Origin of the sequence: Pengzhenrongella frigida (assembly GCF_004168625.1) — a bacterium.
GTDB lineage: Bacteria > Actinomycetota > Actinomycetes > Actinomycetales > Cellulomonadaceae > Pengzhenrongella > Pengzhenrongella frigida.
The window spans coordinates 51,761-71,929 of the sequence record NZ_SDWW01000006.1 but is presented as its reverse complement, the minus strand read 5'-3'; the positions used below and the strand labels follow the sequence as shown (position 1 = coordinate 71,929).

Annotated in this window: 22 protein-coding genes; 9 read left to right on the top strand and 13 right to left on the bottom strand. The window is 73.0% G+C overall.

What is annotated here, in order from left to right; translation table 11 throughout:
• Positions 1-22: 22 nt before the first annotated feature.
• From EUA98_RS03780 to nagB, 4 genes are all read right to left on the bottom strand, one after another.
• On the bottom strand, positions 23-1,855 hold the full coding sequence (locus tag EUA98_RS03780) for a DEAD/DEAH box helicase (protein WP_130101335.1): 1,833 nt from the start codon (positions 1,853-1,855) through the stop codon (positions 23-25).
• The gene (locus EUA98_RS03775) at positions 1,852-2,211 is read right to left on the bottom strand and encodes a DUF3039 domain-containing protein (RefSeq protein WP_130101334.1); all 360 of its coding nucleotides are present in this window, start codon (positions 2,209-2,211) and stop codon (positions 1,852-1,854) included. Before EUA98_RS03775 ends, EUA98_RS03780 begins: the two co-directional genes overlap by 4 nt.
• A 63-nt stretch (positions 2,212-2,274) precedes the next feature.
• Positions 2,275-2,517 (bottom strand): hypothetical protein, encoded by a 243-nt coding sequence (locus tag EUA98_RS03770; RefSeq protein WP_130101333.1) that lies wholly within the window; start codon positions 2,515-2,517, stop codon positions 2,275-2,277.
• A 27-nt stretch (positions 2,518-2,544) separates the two neighbouring features.
• Complete coding sequence (gene nagB / locus EUA98_RS03765; protein ID WP_130101332.1) at positions 2,545-3,327, bottom strand: glucosamine-6-phosphate deaminase; 783 nt, start codon at positions 3,325-3,327, stop codon at positions 2,545-2,547.
• A 177-nt stretch (positions 3,328-3,504) separates the two neighbouring features.
• Here nagB and EUA98_RS03760 point away from each other — a divergent pair, with 177 nt between their 5' ends.
• A complete protein-coding gene (locus tag EUA98_RS03760; protein ID WP_130101331.1) occupies positions 3,505-3,870 on the top strand; it encodes a GntR family transcriptional regulator in 366 nt (121 codons plus the stop codon).
• Between the two features lie 34 nt (positions 3,871-3,904).
• On the opposite strand, the gene EUA98_RS03755 is transcribed toward EUA98_RS03760, so the two are convergent.
• From EUA98_RS03755 to EUA98_RS03745, 3 genes are all read right to left on the bottom strand, one after another.
• Complete coding sequence (locus tag EUA98_RS03755; RefSeq protein ID WP_242511255.1) at positions 3,905-4,333, bottom strand: ATP-binding protein; 429 nt, start codon at positions 4,331-4,333, stop codon at positions 3,905-3,907.
• 99 nt (positions 4,334-4,432) lie between these two features.
• Positions 4,433-5,188, bottom strand: coding sequence for an ANTAR domain-containing protein (locus EUA98_RS03750; RefSeq protein ID WP_130101330.1), 756 nt, complete (start codon positions 5,186-5,188; stop codon positions 4,433-4,435).
• Positions 5,189-5,294: 106 nt separating this feature from the next.
• Entirely contained in the window at positions 5,295-6,128 is an 834-nt protein-coding gene (locus tag EUA98_RS03745; protein ID WP_130101329.1) for a DUF72 domain-containing protein, read from the bottom strand.
• A 151-nt stretch (positions 6,129-6,279) separates the two neighbouring features.
• Between EUA98_RS03745 and EUA98_RS03740 the strand changes: the two genes are divergently transcribed.
• The 3 genes from EUA98_RS03740 to EUA98_RS03730 all read left to right on the top strand — a co-directional run bounded on the left by EUA98_RS03740 (position 6,280) and on the right by EUA98_RS03730 (position 9,598).
• Entirely contained in the window at positions 6,280-6,888 is a 609-nt protein-coding gene (locus EUA98_RS03740; protein ID WP_130101328.1) for a DUF4956 domain-containing protein, read from the top strand.
• Positions 6,885-7,700, top strand: a complete 816-nt coding sequence (locus EUA98_RS03735; RefSeq protein ID WP_130101327.1) for a polyphosphate polymerase domain-containing protein — start codon at positions 6,885-6,887, stop codon at positions 7,698-7,700. Before EUA98_RS03740 ends, EUA98_RS03735 begins: the two co-directional genes overlap by 4 nt.
• Before the next feature lie 62 nt (positions 7,701-7,762).
• Entirely contained in the window at positions 7,763-9,598 is a 1,836-nt protein-coding gene (locus EUA98_RS03730) for a carbohydrate-binding domain-containing protein (protein WP_130101326.1), read from the top strand.
• A gap of 66 nt (positions 9,599-9,664) precedes the next feature.
• Here EUA98_RS03730 and EUA98_RS03725 read toward each other — a convergent pair whose 3' ends face one another.
• The gene (locus EUA98_RS03725; RefSeq protein ID WP_242511254.1) at positions 9,665-9,883 is read right to left on the bottom strand and encodes a hypothetical protein; all 219 of its coding nucleotides are present in this window, start codon (positions 9,881-9,883) and stop codon (positions 9,665-9,667) included.
• 76 nt (positions 9,884-9,959) lie between these two features.
• On the opposite strand from EUA98_RS03725, the gene EUA98_RS03720 reads away from it, so the two are divergent.
• The gene (locus EUA98_RS03720; RefSeq protein ID WP_130101325.1) at positions 9,960-10,793 is read left to right on the top strand and encodes a pentapeptide repeat-containing protein; all 834 of its coding nucleotides are present in this window, start codon (positions 9,960-9,962) and stop codon (positions 10,791-10,793) included.
• A gap of 40 nt (positions 10,794-10,833) precedes the next feature.
• Here the strand turns inward: EUA98_RS03720 and EUA98_RS03715 are convergent, their stop codons facing one another.
• Positions 10,834-11,904, bottom strand: a complete 1,071-nt coding sequence (locus EUA98_RS03715) for a YeiH family protein (RefSeq protein WP_130101324.1) — start codon at positions 11,902-11,904, stop codon at positions 10,834-10,836.
• Positions 11,905-12,009: 105 nt separating this feature from the next.
• On the opposite strand from EUA98_RS03715, the gene EUA98_RS03710 reads away from it, so the two are divergent.
• Complete coding sequence (locus EUA98_RS03710; protein ID WP_130101323.1) at positions 12,010-12,921, top strand: LysR substrate-binding domain-containing protein; 912 nt, start codon at positions 12,010-12,012, stop codon at positions 12,919-12,921.
• On the opposite strand, the gene EUA98_RS03705 is transcribed toward EUA98_RS03710, so the two are convergent.
• The 3 genes from EUA98_RS03705 to EUA98_RS03695 form a co-directional block, all read right to left on the bottom strand.
• The gene (locus EUA98_RS03705) at positions 12,890-13,972 is read right to left on the bottom strand and encodes a glycosyltransferase (protein ID WP_130101322.1); all 1,083 of its coding nucleotides are present in this window, start codon (positions 13,970-13,972) and stop codon (positions 12,890-12,892) included. The genes EUA98_RS03710 and EUA98_RS03705 overlap by 32 nt on opposite strands.
• Positions 13,973-13,981: 9 nt before the next feature.
• A complete protein-coding gene (locus EUA98_RS03700) occupies positions 13,982-14,941 on the bottom strand; it encodes a phosphodiester glycosidase family protein (protein WP_130101321.1) in 960 nt (319 codons plus the stop codon).
• A 78-nt stretch (positions 14,942-15,019) separates the two neighbouring features.
• The gene (locus tag EUA98_RS03695) at positions 15,020-15,781 is read right to left on the bottom strand and encodes an enoyl-CoA hydratase/isomerase family protein (protein WP_130101320.1); all 762 of its coding nucleotides are present in this window, start codon (positions 15,779-15,781) and stop codon (positions 15,020-15,022) included.
• 249 nt (positions 15,782-16,030) lie between these two features.
• Between EUA98_RS03695 and EUA98_RS03690 the strand changes: the two genes are divergently transcribed.
• The 3 genes from EUA98_RS03690 to EUA98_RS03680 all read left to right on the top strand — a co-directional run bounded on the left by EUA98_RS03690 (position 16,031) and on the right by EUA98_RS03680 (position 18,762).
• Positions 16,031-16,213, top strand: a complete 183-nt coding sequence (locus tag EUA98_RS03690; RefSeq protein ID WP_130101319.1) for a hypothetical protein — start codon at positions 16,031-16,033, stop codon at positions 16,211-16,213.
• Positions 16,214-16,354: 141 nt separating this feature from the next.
• On the top strand, positions 16,355-16,969 hold the full coding sequence (locus EUA98_RS03685; RefSeq protein ID WP_130101318.1) for a histidine phosphatase family protein: 615 nt from the start codon (positions 16,355-16,357) through the stop codon (positions 16,967-16,969).
• 77 nt (positions 16,970-17,046) lie between these two features.
• Entirely contained in the window at positions 17,047-18,762 is a 1,716-nt protein-coding gene (locus EUA98_RS03680) for a sensor histidine kinase (RefSeq protein WP_242511253.1), read from the top strand.
• A 27-nt stretch (positions 18,763-18,789) separates the two neighbouring features.
• On the opposite strand, the gene EUA98_RS03675 is transcribed toward EUA98_RS03680, so the two are convergent.
• A complete protein-coding gene (locus tag EUA98_RS03675) occupies positions 18,790-20,094 on the bottom strand; it encodes a wax ester/triacylglycerol synthase domain-containing protein (RefSeq protein WP_130101317.1) in 1,305 nt (434 codons plus the stop codon).
• Between the last annotated feature and the right edge of the window lie 75 nt (positions 20,095-20,169).

Below are 20,169 nucleotides of genomic sequence, written 5' to 3'. Positions count from 1 at the left end.
TGGCCCGCTGGTCGCTGGCCCGCTAGCGCTTGCCGACGAACCAGCCCCGCACCATCGTCACGCGTTCCTCGAGCTGGGTCGCGCTCGCGAGCGCCACCTCAGGACCGCCGCCCCGACGGCGCAGCTCGGTGTGCACGGTCCCGTGCGGCTGACCGCTGCGCCGGGCCCAGGCGGACACGAGCGCGGACAGCTCCTTGCGCAGCTCCGCCAGGCGCCGGTGGTCGGCCTCCGCGCGCACCTGGTCGGTGTTCGCCCGGCCCCGCTTGGCGGTCTGCTGGTCGGCCTGCCGCTGCTGCAGCAGTTGGGTGACCTGGTCGGCGTCGAGCAGCCCGGGCAGGCCGAGGAAGTCCAGCTCCTCGGCCGAGCCGACGTCGGCGCCGGTCCCGAACTCACCGCCGTCGAACAGCACCCGGTCGAACGAGGCCTGCGCCTCGAGCGGTTCGAACGCCCCCTGGATCCCGCCGGGGCCTACCGCATCCGCTCCCGAGTCGGGTGCGTTGGCGGCCGCGACCAGCGCGTCCTCGGGGTTGTACATGTCGCCGAGCTCGTCGGCCGACGGGGGGCGGTCCAGCGCGTGGTCCCGCTCGATCTCGAGGCTTCCCGCGAGCTCGAGCAGCTGCGGCACGCTCGGCAGGAAGATCGACGCCGTCTCGCCGCGCCGCCGGGCGCGCACGAACCGGCCCACCGCCTGCGCGAAGAACAGCGGCGTGGAGGCCGACGTCGCATAGACCCCGACCGCGAGGCGCGGGACATCGACCCCCTCGGTGACCATCCGGACGGCGACCATCCACCGCGAGGTGCCGGCCGAGAACGCATCGATCGCATCCGAGGCCCCCACGTCCGAGGCGGTGTCGTCGGAGAGCACCACGGTGGGCGACTGGCCAGTCAGGCGGGCCAGGTGCCCGGCGTAGGCACGCGCGTCGGTCTGGTCGGTGGCGATGATCATCGCGCCCGCGTCCGGGACGGTGCGCCGGACCTCCGTGAGGCGCCGGTCCGCGGCGGCGAGGACCGAGGGGATCCACTCGCCGTTCGGGTCGAGCGCGGTGCGCCAGGCCTGCGCGGTCATGTCCTTGGTCAGCGGCTCGCCCAGCCGCGCGCTGATCTCGTCGCCCGCCTTGGTGCGCCAGCGCATCTGGCCGGAATAGGTGAGGAAGATCACCGGTCGGACCACCCGGTCACGCAGGGCGTCGCCGTAGTTGTAGCTGAAGTCGGCCGCGCTGCGGCGGATCCCGTGCTCGTCGCGGTCGTAGCGGACGAACGGGATCGCGGCCGTGTCCGACCGGAACGGGGTACCGGTGAGCGACAGCCGCCGGGTCGCGCCGTCGAAGGCCTCCCGGATGCCGTCGCCCCAGGACAGTGCGTCGCCACCGTGGTGGATCTCGTCGAGGATCACCAGGGTCGGCGCCGCCGCGGTCCGAGCCGCGTGCAGGGCGGGCTTCATCGCGACCTGGGCGTACGTGATCGCCACGCCGTCGTAGAACGCGCCGTGCCGCCCCTGCGCGTTCTTGAAGTTCGGGTCGAGGCGCAGCCCGACCCGCGCGGCGGCGTCGGCCCACTGCTTCTTGAGGTGCTCGGTCGGGGCGACCACCGTCACCCGCCGGATGACCCCCGCCTCCAGCAGCTCGGTCGCGACGCGCAACGCCAGGGTCGTCTTGCCGGCACCCGGTGTCGCGACGGCGAGGAAGTCCCGGGGCGCTCGGGCGCGGTAGATCGCCAGCGCTTCGGCCTGCCAGGCGCGCAGCTTCTCGGCGGTCCCCCACGGCGCGCGCCCAGGAAAGGCCGGCGACAGGTGGGAGGCCGCTGCAGACGAAGCAGCGGAAGCGGGTCGTGCGCTGGGACGGTTCCCGGGGCTCACTTTCCGCCGGAGGAGTCGTTGCCGCCGGAGCCGCTACCGCCGGAGCCGTCGCCGTCCTTGGGCGCTCGCAGCCCGTCGTAGATCTCCTTGCAGATGGGGCAGACCGGGAACTTGTTCGGGTCGCGACCCGGCACCCAGACCTTGCCGCACAGCGCGATCACGGGCTTGCCCGACATCGCAGAGTTCATGATCTTGTTCTTGCGCACGTAGTGCGCGAAGCGCTCGTGGTCGCCGGGTTCAACCTGCTCGGAGGTCTCCTCGCGCTCGAGGACACTCGTCGAGGTACCCCCGCCCGAGTCCGGCTGCGCACCGAAGGGATCGTCGGGACCGGTGGTGGGGGGAAGCGGCTCACTCATGCAGGCGAGTCTACGACCGACCCTCTGACACCCGTGATCACGGCGGACCGCCCGCCGCCGTCCCTACCCGCGATGCGGCTGGAAGTTGAGGAGCTGCTCCGGCTGAACGTCGAGGTAGATCTCGCCTCTGGGCCCCACGGGAACGCCGACGAAGATCCGCACGACGCTCAAGATCCGTCGGATCCCCTCGATCTTGAGGAAGTAGTCCGCCTGGCCGATCTCCATCGCGAACGGGAGACCGACGTACGTGTCGTTGAGGTCGCCCGCGCGAACCGTGGTCGTGCTGTTGCCGACTTGGAGGGCCATCGGGTCACCCTAGCCGCTCACCCCTGGTCAGAGGCCCTGCCACACGGGCTTCGCGGCGTAGGTGCTCCGGAAGTAGTCGGCCAGCTGCAGCCGGCTCGCGGCGGCGTTGTCGACCAGCACGGTCACGTGCGGGTGGTGCTGCAGGACGGTCGCGGGCCACATGGCGCTGACAGGCCCCTCGACCAGCTGGTGCACGGCGTCCGCCTTGGCCCGGCCGGTCGCGATCAGCACGATGTGCGCGGCGCGCATGATCGTGCCGAGCCCCTGGGTCAGGCAGTGCTGCGGCACCTGGTCGATGTCGCCGCCGAAGAAGCGGGCGTTGTCCGCGCGGGTCTGCTCGGTGAGCGTCTTGATGCGGGTCCGGGAGGCGAGCGAGGAGCCCGGCTCGTTGAAGGCCACGTGCCCGTCCGTGCCGATCCCGAGGATCTGCAGGTCGACGCCGCCGGCGGCCGCGATCGCGTCGTCGTACTCGGCGCAGGACGCCGGGAGGTCCGACGCGAGCCCGTCCGGTCCCCGGACGGCACCGGGTGCGAAGTCCACCCGCCCGGCGATCTCCTTCTCGATCACGTTCCGATACCGCTCCGGGTGGTCGGCCGGCAGTCCGACGTACTCGTCGAGCATGAACGCCCGCGCCTTCGCGAACGACAGCCCGCCCTCCTCGTGCCGGCGGACCAGCTCGTCGTAGATGCCGAGCGGGCTCGACCCCGTCGCCAGCCCGAGGACCGCGGCCGGACGGGCGAGGATGAGCTTTTCTATGGCGCCGGCGGCGAGTCTTGCGAGCTCGTCGGGCGCAGCGATGATGACCTCCATCAGGCCACCGTGTCACGGCCCGTGAGAGCGGCGCCAATCGCGGCCCGCGCGGCGCGGGACGCGGGCCCGACGGCGGCGGGCGACTAGGTTGAGCCCGCCTGCGCGGATCGCGCCGGCACAGTGGCTGCACACCGGCCGCACGATGGCCGCGACCGGCCGGAGACGAGGAGCTCGGACATGATCCCCGTCCTCGACCCGGACTCCGCACTCCCCCCGTACGAGCAGATCCGCTCGCAGCTCGTCGCCGCGATCCGCACCGGCGCGCTGGTCCCGGGCACGCGCCTGCCCACGGTGCGCGCGCTGGCCGACGACCTGGGTGTGGCCACGAACACTGTCGCGCGGGCCTATCGCGAGCTCGAGCAGGCCGGCGTCGTGCAGACCCGCGGGCGGGCCGGCACCTTCGTCGAGACGTCCGGCGAGGCGACCGAGCGCGCGGCGTTCGCCGCGGCGCAGGACTACGTCAGCCGGGTTCGCGCGCTCGGGATGGACGACGACGGCGCGGTGCGCTGGGTCCTGGACGCCCTGCGGGTGGCCCGGGACTGACCGGTCCGCGCCAACGGCTGGCGAGGCGCGGCCGTCAGGCCACGCCGACGTCGAGGGTGAACCACACGGTCTTGCCGTCCGGACCATGGTCGTCGACCCCCCAGGCGCTGGACAGGGTGTCGACCAGCACCATGCCCCGCCCGTTCGCGGTCAGGAGCACCGGACGCCGGATCACCGGCTGTCCCACGCCCCGGTCGCTCACGGCCACGCTGACCAGGTGCCCGGAGCGCCACATCCGGATCTGGATGTCACCGGCGGCGGGACCGTGGAGCACCGCGTTCGCGAGGAGCTCGCCGGCGAGGAGCTCGATGACGTCCGACGCCTCCGCCGAGACGCCCTGCGCCGCGATCGCGCGCACCACCCACTGCCGTCCGGCCCGTGCCGCCGAGGGCTGGGCCACCAGCTGCAGCTCCAACACCCCACCCCAGCCCGGTCCGGCCGACACGCGAGTCGTGACGGTCATCGTCCTGAGGTCAAGTATCACCAACTCGGCGCCGGGATGGCGAACGTGCACCTCCCCGCGACCCCGCGCGTCGCTCGCCCGGCGGGGTCGCGGACCGGCTCAGCTCTCCGCGCGCGGGCGGAACTGGCCGGTGGTGGGCACCGAGCCGGCGATCCCCTGCACGACGGCGGCGGCCACGTCGCGCAGCTTGATGTTGCGGTGGCTCGACGCGCTGCGCAGGATCTCGAACGCCTCCTCGGAGGTGCACCGGTTCTGCGCCATGATCACCCCGATCGCCTGGTCGATGATCGCCCGGGACGCCATCGCCGCGCTCAGGTCACCGTTGATCACGGTCTGCTCGGAGATCCGGATGCACAGGGCCATCACCCGGGCGACCTGCTGGGCGAACACGGCCGCCCGCACGAGGCGCTCCTGCTCCCAGGGCTCCTCGTCCTCCGAGTAGAGATTCAGCGCGATCGCGGCCCCCGGCCCAGCGGTGGCCGACAACGCAGCCGCCGACCGGAATCCCGCGCGGACGGCCGCCTCGCGCCACTCGACCCAGCGCTCGTCGTGCCAGATCTCGTCGCCCATCACCGTGCGCTGCTCGTCGAGCGAGGTGATGCACGGCCCCGACCCGGCGGCCACCTCGACGTCGTCGCAGCGCGCGGTCCGCGCGTCGCTGCTCGCCGCGCGCCGGTCGTGGCCGCGGTGTCGAAGCGTGATGCCGCAGTGCGTACCCGCGCCGATGTGCTCGGGTGCGTGCTGGGCGAACTCCTCGAGGTAGTCCTCGATGCTCGCGGTTTCGAGCAGGATCGAGCCCAGTTCGGCTCGGGCCTGCGACGTCGTCACAGCATCCGGTTCAAATTCGTCAGTCATTGCTCCCCCTTTGCCGGACGCAGAAATGCGCCCGGTGCATCGCTGACGTACGCCCGATTTCAGGCGCACAGAATTGCCGACGACCCACCACTGTTGCACGCCGAGCTCACTCTCGCCCGGTTACCCGCCGCGCGAGATTCATGGCATCGAACGGTGCCCGCACCTTGGCGTCGTTGTCGAGGTACACGAAAACGTCCCGGCCGGCGGGTCCGGCCCCCGCGTTCCACCGTCGCAGGCGCGCCGCCCACCGGTCCAGGGCCTCGTCGTCGTACCCGCTGACGTAGAGCTCAGCGTCGCCGTGGAGGCGGACGTAGACGAAGTCGGCGGTCACCTCCTCGAACCGCGGCCACCGCCCCGCACTGTCGGCCACCACGAGCGCGACGTCGTGGTCGCGGACCAGCCGGACGAACTCGGGTCGCTCGTACGACGGGTGCCGGACCTCGATCGCGTGGCGCACCGGTCGATCAGCGTCGGTCTCGGTCCAGGCCCGTCCCTCGAGCCGTTCGTCGTGCCGACCCGCCAGCCGGGCGGCCTGGCTCGTGGTGCGGGGCAGGAGCCGGAAGAACGACGCCAGCCGATCGGCGTCGTACGCGAGCGTCGGTGGGAGCTGCCAGAGCACCGGGCCGAGCCTGTCGCCCAACGCCAGCACCCCGGAGGCGAAGAAGTTGGCCAGCGCGGTGTCCACGCCCGCGAGCTTGCGTAGGTGGGTGACGAACCGCGGGCCCTTGACGGCGAACACGAATCCCGGCGGGGTCTGCGCGCACCAGGACCGGTAGCTCTCCGGTCGCTGCAGCGCGTAGAAGGTGCCGTTGATCTCGATCGACGACAGGCGACGAGCGGCGTACTCCAGCTCCTGGGCCTGAGGCAGTCCCGGGGGGTAGAACGTGCCGCGCCACGGGGCGTACCGCCAGCCGGAGATCCCGATGCGGATGTCGGCCACCCCCGCGACTCTACGAGCGCCCGCCCCGGCCCGCCCGGCGGGGCCCCGGCGTCGAGGTCGCCCGAACGATGGGCTGGCGCACAGGAAGGACAAAGCCGAGCCCCAGGCCCGGATGAGGTGATGTTCACTCCACCGACATTCGGAGTTCACGATGACCCAGCCCGTCATGTTCGCGATCGACCTGATCGCGATCACCCTGCTCACCTTCGGGATGTACTTCCCGCGGCACCGTCGACGCGACCTCGTCGTCGCCTACCTCGGTGTGAACATCGGGGTCCTCGCCGTGGCAGGCACGCTCGCCTCGAGCACCGTCGGCGCCGGCCTCGGGCTCGGGCTGTTCGGGGTGCTCTCGATCATCCGGCTCCGGTCGTCCGAGCTCGACCAGCTCGAGGTGGCGTACTACTTCTCGGCGCTGGCGCTCGGCCTGCTCGGCGGGCTGAGCGTCACGCCCACCTGGCTCACGGTCGCGCTGATGGCCCTGATCCTCGCGGTCATGTTCGTCGGCGACCACCCCCGGATGCTGCGGCACTACCGGTCCCAGGTCATGGTGCTCGACTCCGCCTTCACCGACCAGACCGCCCTGGTCGATCGCCTCGAGGATCTCCTCGGCGCCCGGGTGCACGCCGCCAACGTGCAGCGGGTCGACCTGGTGAACGACACGACCATCGTGGAGGTGCGGTTCGAGCTGCCGCCGACCGGGAGCCCGAGCCGCCCGCGCGCCGGTGCGCTGGCCGGAACCGCGACCGGGGGCGTGCGATGACCGCGCTCGAGCTGCGCGAGGCGCCCGACCTGGCGGACGCCCTCACCCGCTTCGCCCCGATCGGGCTCGACGAGCTCAACGATCGCGCGGCGCTGCAGACCCGGGTCGACCGCAAGTACGTGCTCCCGCTGGCAGACGCGCGCGACCTGCTGCGCCGGGTCTCGCGAGACACCCGCGCGCTGCAGATCGACGGCGCCCGCTCGTTCGGCTACGAGTCGGTGTACTTCGACACCCCGGACCTGACGAGCTACCTGCTCGCGGCCCACCGCCGACGGCGGCGGTTCAAGATCCGCACCCGGACCTACCTGGACTCCGCCGAGTGCTGGCTGGAGGTCAAGACCCGGGACGGGCGCGGTCGCACCGTCAAGCACCGGGCGGCGCACCCCGTCGGAGCCGGCGCGGTGCTGACCGCACCGGGCCGCACGTTCGCCGCCGAGGTGCTCGTCGACGCCGCCGTCATGGGCGGTCCGGCCGCCGGCGCGCTGGACCTCACCGCGACCCTCGTGACCCGGTACCACCGCAGCACGCTCTACCTGCCCGGATCCGGCAGCCGCGTCACGGTGGACACCGACCTCTCCTGGCTCGACGACGCCGGCCGGTGCCTCGAGCTGCCGGAGCTCGTGATCCTCGAGACCAAGACGGGGTCGACGGCCTCGCCGGTCGACCGCCTGCTCTGGTCCCGCGGACACCGCCCGACGCCGATCTCCAAGTTCGCCACCGGCCTGGCCGCACTGCAGCCCGACCTGCCCGCGAACCGCTGGCAGCGGGTCCTGAACCACCACTTCGCGACCCCCGACCGCCCGCAGCCCTGACCCGCGCGCCGTCGTCCCCCTCTTCCTGACCGCCCGAACCCCCTTCATCCTTGGAGCTCCTCATGCGACGTCCGACCCCCCGCACCTTCATCCCCGCCCTGCTCGTCGCGGCCCTGCTCACCGGCTGCGCGAGCACGGCCGACACGACCGCCGGCACGACGACGACCAGCCCCGCCACGAGCGCGACTTCGGTGAGCGCCGACGTCACCGTGGCCGAGGCCCTGGCCGCGAACACGGCCGACCACGACGACGCTGCCGACCACGAATGGGCCGAGGCCGACGAGATCCCGATCACCCTCACCGGGGACGGGGCGACGGCCGACGCCGCCTCGGTCACCGTCGACGGCGCCACCGTGACGATCACCGCCGCGGGGACCTACCGGATCTCGGGCACGCTCGACGACGGCCAGATCGTCGTCGACAGCGCCGACGACGGGATCGTGCGGCTGATCCTCGACGGGGTCGACGTGACCAGCTCGACCACCGCGGCGGTCGCCGTGACGAACGCCGACGAGGTGGTCGTCGTCCTCGCGGACGGTTCCACGAACACGCTGGCCGACGCGGCGACCTCCGCCGGGGCGGCAGCCGACACCGAGGCACCGAACGCGGCCCTCTACTCCACGGCAGACCTGACGATCACCGGGACGGGTGCACTGAGCGTCGACGGGAACGCGAACGACGGCATCGCCAGCACCGACGGGCTGGTGATCACCGCCGCCACCCTCACGGTCGACGCGGTCGACGACGCGATCCGCGGCAAGGACTACCTCGTGATCGACGGCGCGACCGTCACCGCGACCGCCGGCGGCGACGGCCTGAAGTCCGACGTGGTGGATGACGCGGCGGCGGGCTACATCGCGATCCTGGCCGGGACGGTCGCGGTCACGGCCGGCGGTGACGGCCTCCAGGCCACGACCGACGTGATCATCGCCGATGGGGAGGTCACCGTCGACGCCGGCGGGGGCAGCGGCGCGACGGTCGCCGCGGATGCCTCGGCGAAGGGGCTCAAGGGGGACGTGAGCGTCGTGGTCGGCGGCGGCCAGGTCGCCGTCGACGCGGCGGACGACGCCGTCCACTCCGGCGGCGCCGTGACGATCGTGGGCGGCGAGCTCACGCTGGCCAGCGGGGATGACGGCGTCCACGCCGACGGCGCCCTGAGCGTGTCCGGCGGGACGGTCGCCGTGACCGAGTCCTACGAAGGGCTCGAGAGCGCCACCATCACGATCAGCGGCGGCGACGTGAGCATCACGGCGAGCGACGACGGCATCAACGTCGCGGGCGGGGCCGACGGGTCGGGCCAGCAGGGGCCGGGCGGAGCACCCGTGGGTGGCACCGAGGACGAGTTCGCCACGACCGGTGACTACTCCCTGACGATCAGCGGCGGCACGATCGTGGTCGACTCCGACGGCGACGGGCTCGACTCGAATGGCTCGATGACGATCAGCGGCGGGACGACAGTGGTCTCCGGGCCGACGACCTCCGGCAACGGCGCGCTCGACGTCGACGGCACGTTCGACGTGTCCGGCGGCGTGCTGCTCGCGGCCGGCAGCGCCGGGATGGCCATGTCCCCCGGCGACACGTCCGCCCAGGGCTGGGTGTCCGTGGCGTTCGACTCCACCCAGGTGGCCGGGACGGTGGTCCACGTGGTCTCGGCCGACGGCACGGAGATCGCCGCGTTCGAGTCCACCAAGGACTTCCAGTCCCTCGTGCTCTCCGCCGCGCAGATCACCAGCGGCGAGTCGTACACGGTGTACGCCGGCGGCAGCATCTCCGGCGTGAGCGTCGGAGGGATGACGGCCGACGGCGACCGCACCGGTGCGACCGAGGTCGCGACGGCCACGGCCGGCGAGGCAGCCGCCGGCGGCATGGGCATGGGCGCAGGCCCCGGCCGCCGCTGACGACCCGCCCGGGCGGACCGGGTCGGCGCTCGACCTCGTGTCGGCGCCGACCCGGTCCGCTGCTCGTCAGGACAGCACGCCGGCCGCCGGAATGAAGGCGATGGCGAAGTTGGCCAGCGCGGACAGCGCCAGCCCGAGCGGGAGGAGAAACCGGGCGTTGGACCGGTCGGAGACCACCGCACTGAGAAACGTGCTCGGCCCGTAGGCGATGAGCAAGGCATTCGACAGAATGCCTAGGCCGACAGCCGAGATGCCGTTCTCGTCCTTCAGGATCGTGGCAGCCAACCAATTAAGATTGCACTCGTTGCGCCCACCGATTCGGTGGCCGGCAACCTCACCCAGCGCAGGAGACCGGGCACCCATGACCGAGGAGCACGACGCCGCGCCGGCCGCGGCGACAGACGATCGCCGGCTGCGCGCGGACTGCAGCCGCTGCTTCGCCCTGTGCTGCGTCGTGCCGGCGTTCGCCGCCTCGGCGGACTTCGCGATCACCAAACCCGCCGGGCAGGCCTGCCCGAACCTGCAGGACGACTTCCGCTGCGCGATCCACACGCGCCTGCCCGAGCGGGGCTTCCGTGGGTGCACCGTGTACGACTGCTTCGGAGCCGGTCAACGCGTCGCCCAGGGCACCTTCGGCGGGACCGACTGGCGGCGGGCACCGCAGACCGCTCGGCAGATGTTCACGGTCTTCCCGATCGTGCGGGACCTGCACGAGCTGCTCTGGTACCTCACCGAGGCCCTCACCCTGGTGTCGTCCGAGCCGCTGCACGCCGAGCTGAGCGAGGCCTTGGTCACGACCGAGCGCTGCGTCCAGGGGGATCCGGCCTCGATCCTGGAGCTGGACGTCGCCGCCATCCGGCAGGACGTCAACGCCCTGCTGCTGCGCGCGAGCGAGAGCGCGCGCGCCGGGATCCGCACCGCGAAGGACCGCCGGGGCGCCGACCTCATCGGGGCGAAGCTCAGGGGCGCCGACCTGCGCGGCGCCAGCCTGCGCGGGACGTACCTCATCGGCGCCGACCTGCGCGGCGCCGACCTGCGCCTGGCCGACCTCACCGGCGCCGACCTGCGCGGCGCGGATCTCACCGGCGCCGACCTCACCGGGAGCCTGTTCCTCATCCAGTCCCAGCTCGACGCCGCCCGGGGCGATCGCACGACGACCCTGCCGCAGTCGCTCCACCATCCGGCGCACTGGTAGCAGCGACGACCCGGCGCCCTGGTAGCGGTCGCCACCCGCGTCAGAGCGTGCCGGTGACGTGCTGCAGCCCCAGGCTCGTCAGGCAGACCACGATCCACAGCACCGCGCCGAGCACGAGCGGGCGGTGCCCGGCCCGGCGCAGCGCGCCGAGGTCGGTCGAGAGCCCGATCGCCGCCAGTGCCACGGTGATGCCGAACCCCGACGCCTGGCTCAGCGCGGGGTGCCACCCGTCGGGGATCAGGCCGGCGGTGTTCGCCGCGGCCACGACCAGGAAGCCGATGAGGAACCGGGGGACGAGCCCGGCGATCCGCACGCGCGGGAGGTCCGCGAGCGCCGTCGCCTCGCTGCGGCGCTCGCGTCGCGCGGTCAGGGCCGCCAGGCCGAGGCTGATCGGGATGATGAACAGGGTCCGGGTGAGCTTGATGACCACCGCGTAGGTGGCCGCGACCGGGCCGTAGGTGGTGGCCGTCGCCACGACGGACGACATGTCGTTGACGGCAGTCCCCGCGAACAGGCCGAATGCCTGCTCGCTCATCCCCAGCAGGTGGCCCAGGGCCGGGAAGATCAGCACGGCGCCGACGTTGAACACGAAGATCGTCGACACGGCGTAGGCGACCTCCGCGCTGGCTGCACCGATGACGGGCGTCACGGCGGCGATCGCCGACGCGCCGCAGATCCCGGTCCCCACGCCGATCAGGGTGCGCAGGTTGCGCGAGACGCCGAGCCATCGCCCGACCCAGAAGGCGGAGGCCAGCACGGCGGCCAGCGTGCCGACCATCACCGGCAGCGAGGCGAGCCCCACCCGTGCGACCTGCCCGAGGGACAGCTGGGCCCCGAGCGCGACGACCGACGCCTGCAGCACCGTGGTGCTCGCGACGGCGATCCCCGGACGGAGCCGGACGCGGGGCGCGATCCGCGCCGCCAGCGCGACCCCGAGCACGATCCCGGAGACCGGCCCGCCGATGACCGGGACCAGACGCCCCACGAACGTCGCGGCCACGGCCACCGCGACCGCCAGCGCGAGCCCCGGCAGGAGCGCCACCGCCCGCGCCCGCCGCGCCTGCGAGGCGACGCCCGAGGCCCGCTCCCGGACCGCGCGCTCATGACTCACCCGGCGACTCTCGTCCTGATCGGCGCCGGCCGGTAGCGGTCAGAACGCGATAGCGGCATAGCCTATGGCTATACCTATGCCAGAAAGTGATGGAGGGAGCAGCGGATGGCGACCGACCACCGGCCCGGCCTGGACCTCGAGGCGCTGCGCGTGCTCACCCTCGTCGCCGACCTCGGCAGCATCTCGGCCGCGGCCCGCGCGGAGCAGATCAGCCAGCCGTCGGCCAGCAAGCGGATCCAGGTCCTGGAGCGCCAGCTCGGCCTCGAGCTCCTCGACCGGCGCACGCGCGGCGCCGTCCTCACGGCGCACGGCAGCATGGTCACCGGCTGGTGCCGGGCGGTCGTGGAAGCCACGGACGCCCTGGTGACCGGGAGCCAGGCCCTGTCTGCCCGCGCCGCCGAACAGCTGAGCATCGGCGCGAGCCAGACCATCGCCGAGTACCTGGCCCCGTCCTGGCTCGGGGAGTTCCGCCGACGGGGCGGCAAGCCGACCGTCCAGCTCCGCGTGGCCAACTCGCAGGGCGTGATCGCGGCCCTGCGCGCGCGCGAGATCGAGCTCGGCTTCGTCGAGACGCCCACCATCCCCTCCGATCTGCGCAGCCGTCGGGTCGCCGTCGACCGCCTGGTGCTCGTCGTGGCCCCCGACCACCCGCTGGCCCGGCGCCGCAACCCGGTCTCGCGTGCGGAGCTGTCCACGATGGCGCTCGCCTCCCGCGAGGACGGCTCCGGCACCCGGGACACCCTGCACGTCGCGATGGAGCACGCCATGGCACCGGCCGCCGTCGAGCTCGACTCCAACGCCGCGGTCAAGGTCCTGGTGAGCTCGGGCAGCTATCCGGCGGTGATCAGCGAGCTCGCGGTCGCGAACGAGCTGCGGGACGGCCGGCTCGTCGAGGTCCCCCTGCGCGACGTCGAGCTGAGCCGGTCGTTGAACGCCGTCTGGCGCCGCGGCACCCGGCTGGGAGCCGCCGCCGATCAGTTCCTGCTCACCGCACGTCCGCGCCGAGGGCGCGGCTAGGCTCCGCGACCGGCCGCTCGACGGCGGACGCCCGGGGCGGGGCGAAGACGAACCGCCGCTGCACCTGGTACCCGGTCACCCAGAGTGCCGCCTCCGTGAGCACCTTCGCAGGCAGCAGCCCGAGCCCGAGCTGGGTCAGCACCAGGAGCAGGCCGTAGTTCGCCGCGAGCAGCACCCCCGCCAGCAGCCAGTACTGCGCGGCCGCCGTCCGGACCGGTTTGTCGGTGCCGCGGGCGAACACCAGGGTGCGGTTGACCAGGAAGTTCACCGTCGAGCTGAGCACCCGCGCCCCGACCACGGCCGGGAGCAGCGCGCCGGTCAGGGCGACCAGCACCAGCAGCGCCGCGGTGTCCACGACGAACGCACCGAGGGAGGACAGCAGGAACCTCAGCAGCGGCGCATAGATCCGCACCGAGTCCGCCACGGGACGAAAGTGCGACGAGGCGTTGCCCTCGAGGTAGATGGTCGCGATCTCGACCTCCTCCACCGCATACCCCGCCCCGGTCGCGTGCAGCAGCAGATTGAGCTCGTACTCGAACCGGTCGCCGTCGACGGTCTGCAGCCAGGCGACCATCGAGGCCGGGTAGCCGCGCAGGCCCGTCTGGGTGTCCTGCAGCGACAGCCGGGTGGCCAGGCGGACCAGGAGGCGGGTGACGGCGTTGCCGAACCGGCTGCGCACCGGCACCCGGCCGGAGAACTGCCGCGCCCCGAGCACCATCGAGGTGCGCGCGGTCCGGACCCGATCGGCCACCCGCAGGATGTCGTCGACGTCGTGCTGCCCGTCGCAGTCCGCGCACACGATCGCCTCGCCGGGGTGGGTGCGCCCCGCGTGGCGGAACCCGGACTTGAGCGCGGCCCCCTTGCCCCGGTTGGCCTGATGGCCGATGACCGTCGCACCGAGCCCGCGGGCGCCGTCGAACACCGCGCCGTAGGCGCCGCCGCTGCCGTCGTCGACGATCAGGATGTGCACGTCGGGGGCCGCGGTGCGGATCGAGGTGACCAGGGCGATCAAGCGGTCGTCCGGTTCGTAGGCCGGGATGAGCAGGATCATCGCCGGTCCTCAACCCGCGATGTAGAGGATGTCGGAGGTGGCGCGCTCGGCGCCCTTGCCCAGGGGGTCGTTCACCAGCGCTCCGTCGAAGTACATGGTCGACGACCCGCCGCCGTCGAGGTTGTAGGCGGTGGTGGCACCCAGGCCCTGCATGATCTCGGCCAGCCCGGTCATCGTGACGCCCGCGCTGTACCCGGGGCTCCGTCCGTCGACGACGACGAAGACGAGGTGATTCGCGTCGATCACCCCGACGGCCGTGCGCGGCTGCTCCCCCTGGATCGAGTGGTTGCCGATGTTGGTGTCGACCTCGACGCTCTCGATCCCGTCGATGATCTCGCCGTCCGCGAGCAGGGCCGGGCCGAACGACAGCGTGTTCCAGACGCCGTCGGCGACGAGGTCCGCGGCCGTCGTCGTCGTCTCGTCGTAGACCTCCACCGTCCCGTCGCGGTAGAACGCCAGGCCGTCGCGGGCGCCGGAGTCGCGGTAGACCACGCCGTTGCGGATCACGATGCCGGTGTCCCGGAAGCCGTAGTAGTCGCCGTTGATCGCGAAGACGGCGTCGTTGTCCGCGGCGATGTCCGAGGTGGTCTCGGTGATGTTCTCCCCGAAGCTGTTCTGGGCGAACGCCGACCGCAGGGCCGTCGCGTCGGTCAGCACGACGTCGGCGACGTAGTAGGTGACCGTGTCGTCGCCCGTGCCGGTCGTGACCGTGGAGATCGTGATGCCGGCGGTGTCGGACTGCGCGGTGGATCCGGTCACGACCGCCTCGGTCGAGGCGGCGTTCTCCGACTGGCTCGTGCTCTCCGACTGGCTGGCCTCGTAGGCGGCGACGTCGGCGATCTCGACGTGCTCGATGACGAACCGGTCGAGCGCGACGGCCGCGACGGCGCCGGTGAGGGACAGGGAGAGCGCACCCACCAGGAGCGCGCGGCGGGCCCGACTGCGGGGGCGGAGGAGGCGTGGGGTCATACGGCAGTTCTAGGTGGCCCGCCTACTGCCCAGACGTGCACGGGCTGTGCCGGGGCTATGAGCCCCGGCCCGGCGGGCTCAGGTCAAGGACCTGCTCCGCAGCGCATCGACGAGGGCGGTGAGCGTGGCCTGCGTCTCGTCGGAGAACCACCGGTCCAAGAACTCGGTGCTCTCGTCGTCGACCGCCGCGGCCAGCACGGTTGCCAGGTCGGCGCGGGCGATCCGGCGCGTCTGCGCCATCGCCGCGGGCGGCAGGTCGAGGTGCGCTCGGCACCACGCCAGCGCGCGACCCACCACGTGCTCGACGTCGGCGAGCTCGTCGACCAGGCCCACCCGCAGCGCCTCGTCGGGATCGACCATCGCGCCGGCCACCATCAGCCGCTCGGCGCGATGGGGCCCTACCAGGCGTCGCAGCGCGAACTGGACCAGCTCCGGCACCGCCAGACCCACCTGTACCTCGTTCAGGCCGATCCGGAAGTCCCCGCGCGCCATGACCCGGTAGTCGCAGAACAGCGCCAGGACCGCACCGCCGGCGGGGCTGTGGCCGGTGACCGCGGCGACGACCGGGACGGGGCACCGCCCGAGCGCGGCGAGCAGGTCGACATACCCGCGCCAGAACGCGACCATCTCGGCGCGGTCCAGGCCGAGCAGCACCGGCACGTCGAGACCGGCCGAGAAGATCCCGGGTACGCCCGAGAGCACCACCGCCCGAGCGCCGCCGTCGACCGCGACCCGGATACCCTCGCGGATCGCCGCCACCAGCGCCGGATCCAGCGCGTTGACCGGTGGTCGGCTGAGCCGGAGCTCGAGGACAGGGCCGTGGGCGATGGTGGTCAGCACGCGGCGGCCTCGATCTCGTCGATGGGACTGGCAGTCGCTCACCGTACGCCGACTCCCGGCTCGCGGTGGGCCTCCGGGGTCCCGATGTCGGGCCCGGGTTCGCGCCCCGTGAACGAACGCCTCCGGTTCTCCTCACATCTCGCCGGACGGTGCCGATCAGGAGATCGAACCCCTGAGATTTCGAGGAGGCCCCGCCCATGGTCAACACGTCGATCACCCGCGAGCACCGCCCACACCTGCGAGCACCCCATGTCTGAGCACCTGGACCTGGCCAAGGCGCTGCACGTGCAGCGCAGCGCGAGCGTCCCGGACGCACCGGCCTGGGACGAGCTCTCGCCGTTCACGCGCAGCGAGTATGTGCGCGTGGCCACGAGCGAAGCCGCCCGCGAGCTCGTCGACGACCTCGAGGAGTGGCTCGACCGCCTCGGCTGAGGTGCCGGTTGCGCCTGCATCTCGCCCGACGCGTGACGTGCAGACTGCGAGCACCTGCGCGTAACCCTGCGGACACCCTCGCCTCCTACGCTCGGGCCGACCGGAGGACAGTGCCGCCGGCGACTGCCCCGAGAGGCTTCAATGGTGCTCACGCTCTCCCTCGTCCGGCACGGCCAGACCGAGTACAACGCGGTGCAACGCCTGCAGGGCTGGTGCGACTCGGCGCTGACCTCCGGTGGCCTGGCCGTGGTGCGCAGCACGGCCACCGAGCTGACCGACCAGCCGTTCACCGCCGCGTACGTCAGCCCGTCCGGCCGGGCCCAGGCCACCGCCCGCGAGATCCTGACGCACCACCCGGCGGCCCGGCCGGTCACCGACCCGGACCTGCGCGAGTTCGGCTTCGGTGACTTCGAGGCTCGGCCGGAGGCGGAGCTGCTCGCCCGCTACGACCCGGACACGATGTTCCCGGAGGTGCTCGACGGCACGTTCACGGGCCTGCCCGGCGGGGAGTCCGGTCACACGTTCGTCACGCGGGTCCGGTCGGCGTTCGAACGGATCGAGCGCCGCCACCCGAACGGTCACGTGCTGGTCGTGAGCCACGGGCTCACGCTGCGTGCCTACCTTCACCTGATCGACCCGCGCCCGATCGACCCGCTGCCGAACGCGAGCATCTCCACCGTGCGGGTGCGGTCCGACGGACACCGCCAGGTGGTCTCCCTGGCCGGCTCCCCGCCCGCGCCCGCCTGGGCGCTCTGACCGGACCGGCGCTCTGACCGGACCGGCACCCCTGACGCGCGCCGTCAGGACGTTGGTCCCGGCATCATGGACGTACCGTGCTGTATCGGCACGGCAGTCCTGAAGGAGGCACGGGAACCATCGACGAGCAGACCGGCCCACCCGAGAGCACGACGGCGCTGCTGCGTGCCGTGCTCGCGCTCGCCGCAGACCTGGACCCCACGAGCCTGCTCGAGCGGTTCGTGCAGGCGGCCACCGAGCTCACCGGCGCGCGGTACGGCGCGATCAACATCCTCGACGAGTACGGCGCCTCCACGACGTTCGTGCAGAGCGGCATGCCAGACGCCGTCGTGGCCGCGCTGGCGCATCCCCCGCACGCCGTCGGGGTCCTCGGTCAGATCCCGGCCTTCGGCGTGCTCCGCCTCACGGACCTGCGACAGCACCCGGCGTTCCGCGGCCTGCCGGCAGGCCACCCGCCGATGGGCTCGTTCCTCGGCACGGCGGTGCGCGTGCGCCGGGAGGTCTTCGGCTACCTGTACCTCTCGGAGAAGGACGGTGGCTTCGTCGACGTCGACGAGTCGCTGGTCACCGCCCTCGCGGCCGCGGCGGCCGTGGCCATCCAGAACGCCGAGCTGTACACCGCCGCCCGCCACCGGGAGAACTGGCTCCGCGCGGGCCAGAGGATCACCACGATGCTGCTCGAGGGGGTCGAGGAGGAGGAGGTGCTGCTCCAGATCGCCGCCTCCGCCCGGGAGATCGCCCGCGCGGACACCGCGGCCCTCGTGCTGCCCGGGGTGGGCGGGGAGCTCGTGATGGAGATCGTCGACGGTCACCGCGAGGACAAGCTGCTCGGCCTCACCATGGATCGCGACGGCCGCTCGTGGGAGGCGTTCCTGCGCGGGGCCGGCACGCTCGTCGCGTCGCTGTCGACCGCCGACACCCCCCAGCTGGAGCCGTTGAGCCGGTTCGGGCCGGCCCTGTACACCCCGCTGCGGGCCGGGGAGCAGAGCGTCGGTGTGCTCGTGCTGCTGCGCCGGGCCGGCTCACCGCCGTTCGCGCCGAGCGACCTGACGATGGCCCAGTCGTTCGCGGCCCAGGCCGCGCTGGCTCTGATCCTCGCGCAGGCGCGGCACACCCAGGATGTGGGTGCGCTCCTCGACGAGCGCGAGCGGATCGCCCGCGACCTGCACGACCTCGCGATCCAACAGCTGTTCGCGACCGGCATGCAGCTCGAGACCGCGCGCGGTCAGGTCGCGCTCGGCGACGCCTCGACCGCGATCGGCGCCATCCTCGAGGAGGCCCTGGCCGGGCTCGAGTCGTCCGTGCGGCAGATCCGCGTGATCGTGCGCACCCTGCACGACCAGGGGCGCCCGAGCACGCTCGTCGAGCGCCTGCACCGGGAGATCACCTTGGCCCGTCCCGGACTGGGTTTCGCTGCCCTGCTGCGGATCGAGGTCGACGGTCGGGCGGTGAGCGCGGCGGACGGTGACCTGGCGGGCCGCATCGACGACGTCGTCGGCCCCGACCGCGCCGAGGACATCATCGCCGTCGTCCGCGAGGGGCTCGCGAACGCCGCGCGGCACGCGCGATCCACCGCGGTGACGGTGCGGGTCACGCTCACCGGGTCCGGTCCGAACGGGGCGGTGCTGATCGAGGTCGAGGACAACGGCGCCGGACTCGACCTCACGCGGGACCGGCACTCGGGCACGAAGAACCTGGCGGACCGGGCCCAGCGGGAGCGCGGCACCTTCACCCTCGGCCCCGTGCCGTCGGGGCCCGGCACCCTGCTCAGCTGGCAGGCGCCGCTCGGCTGAGCCCGCGGTCGCCTGCGGCTCGTGACCTCAGGTCGGTTCGCCCGACGGTGGCGCCGCGCTCGCCAACCGCGCCACGGCGTCCAGCCCGGTCCCGAGGTCGGCGGCGAGCACGTCGACAGCGTCCGCCAGCTCCGGCGAACACATCACGGTCACGACCACCCGCCCGCCGCAGGACAGGGCGGCGGTGGCCGCGGCCACGTTGCCGACCAGGGTCGAGACCGGCACCGCGCGCGTGACCTGCCGACCGAGCACCCGCAGCGGCTCGTCCGGCCCCCGCATGTTGGTGAGCAACGTGCTGATGGACCGCTGGTGGTCGACGAACCGGCGGTACAGCCCGAGCGCCCCGATCGCACGGAACCCCTGCGCCGTCAGCCACCAGGTGGAGCCGGACACGAGGCGCTTGCGCCGTCGGGTGTCGACCGCGAGCGCGGCCAGGTCCGCGGCCACGGACTCCCCCGGGGCCGGCACCGGGATCCGCACCGCACCGACGCGGTTCTCGATCGCGCGCGACGGCACAGTCACCGTGCACGAGACGACCAGGGGCACCCCGACATCTCCGGCCGCAGCCAGCCACCGGTGCAGCGCGGCCCCCCACGCCCAGAGCAGCGCGTCGTTGACCGTCGCGCCGCACGCGCGCGCCCCCGCCCGCAACCCGGCCAGCTCGACGTCGACCACGCGCACCGCATAGCCGGCGGTGACAGGCCGGTTGAGCGGCGACCGGGGCACGGCCGGGCCGGTCGACGCCCCGATCTCGCGGAACCCGATCAGGCGCTGTGGCCACCGCACGACCCCGCCGACCGACCGCACCCGGGCAGCCCATGCGGCCCGGGCGAGCCCGACCCGGCCGGGCATCGGCTCGCGCCGCGGGAGCGCGCACGGCGGGCCGTCCTGCACGACGGCGAGCACCGCGCGCAGCAGGCTGGGACCGTCAGCCATCGCGTGGTGGCTCGACCACACCAGGGCGGAGCTTCCCGCAGCGGGCACATCGACCACGGTGAGCGTCCACCACGGGTACCCGAGGTCGAGCGGCTCGGACAGGATCGCCGCGGTGACCCCGAGCAGGTCGGCCGGCCCGGCGGACCGGGCGCGGACGTGGTGGGCGAGGTCGACGTCGACGTCCTCCCACACCGGGCGACCCGCACCGCGGGGCACCCGCCGCATGCGCTGGGCCAGGCGCGGGACGAGCCCCAGCCGGGCGCGCACGGCCTCGCGCACGGCCACGAGCTCGGGCGCGGGTCCGTCGAGCTCGAGCAGCACGCCGATGTTGCGCGGGTTCGGCCCGACGTCGGCGGCGAGCTCGGCGAGGTCGAAGACGCTCAGCTGTGCGGGCACGCGGTGATTATCTCGCCGCCCCCGCGTGCTCGTGACCGGCGAGACCCGATCCCGGGCCGCCTGAGTCGAAGGTCA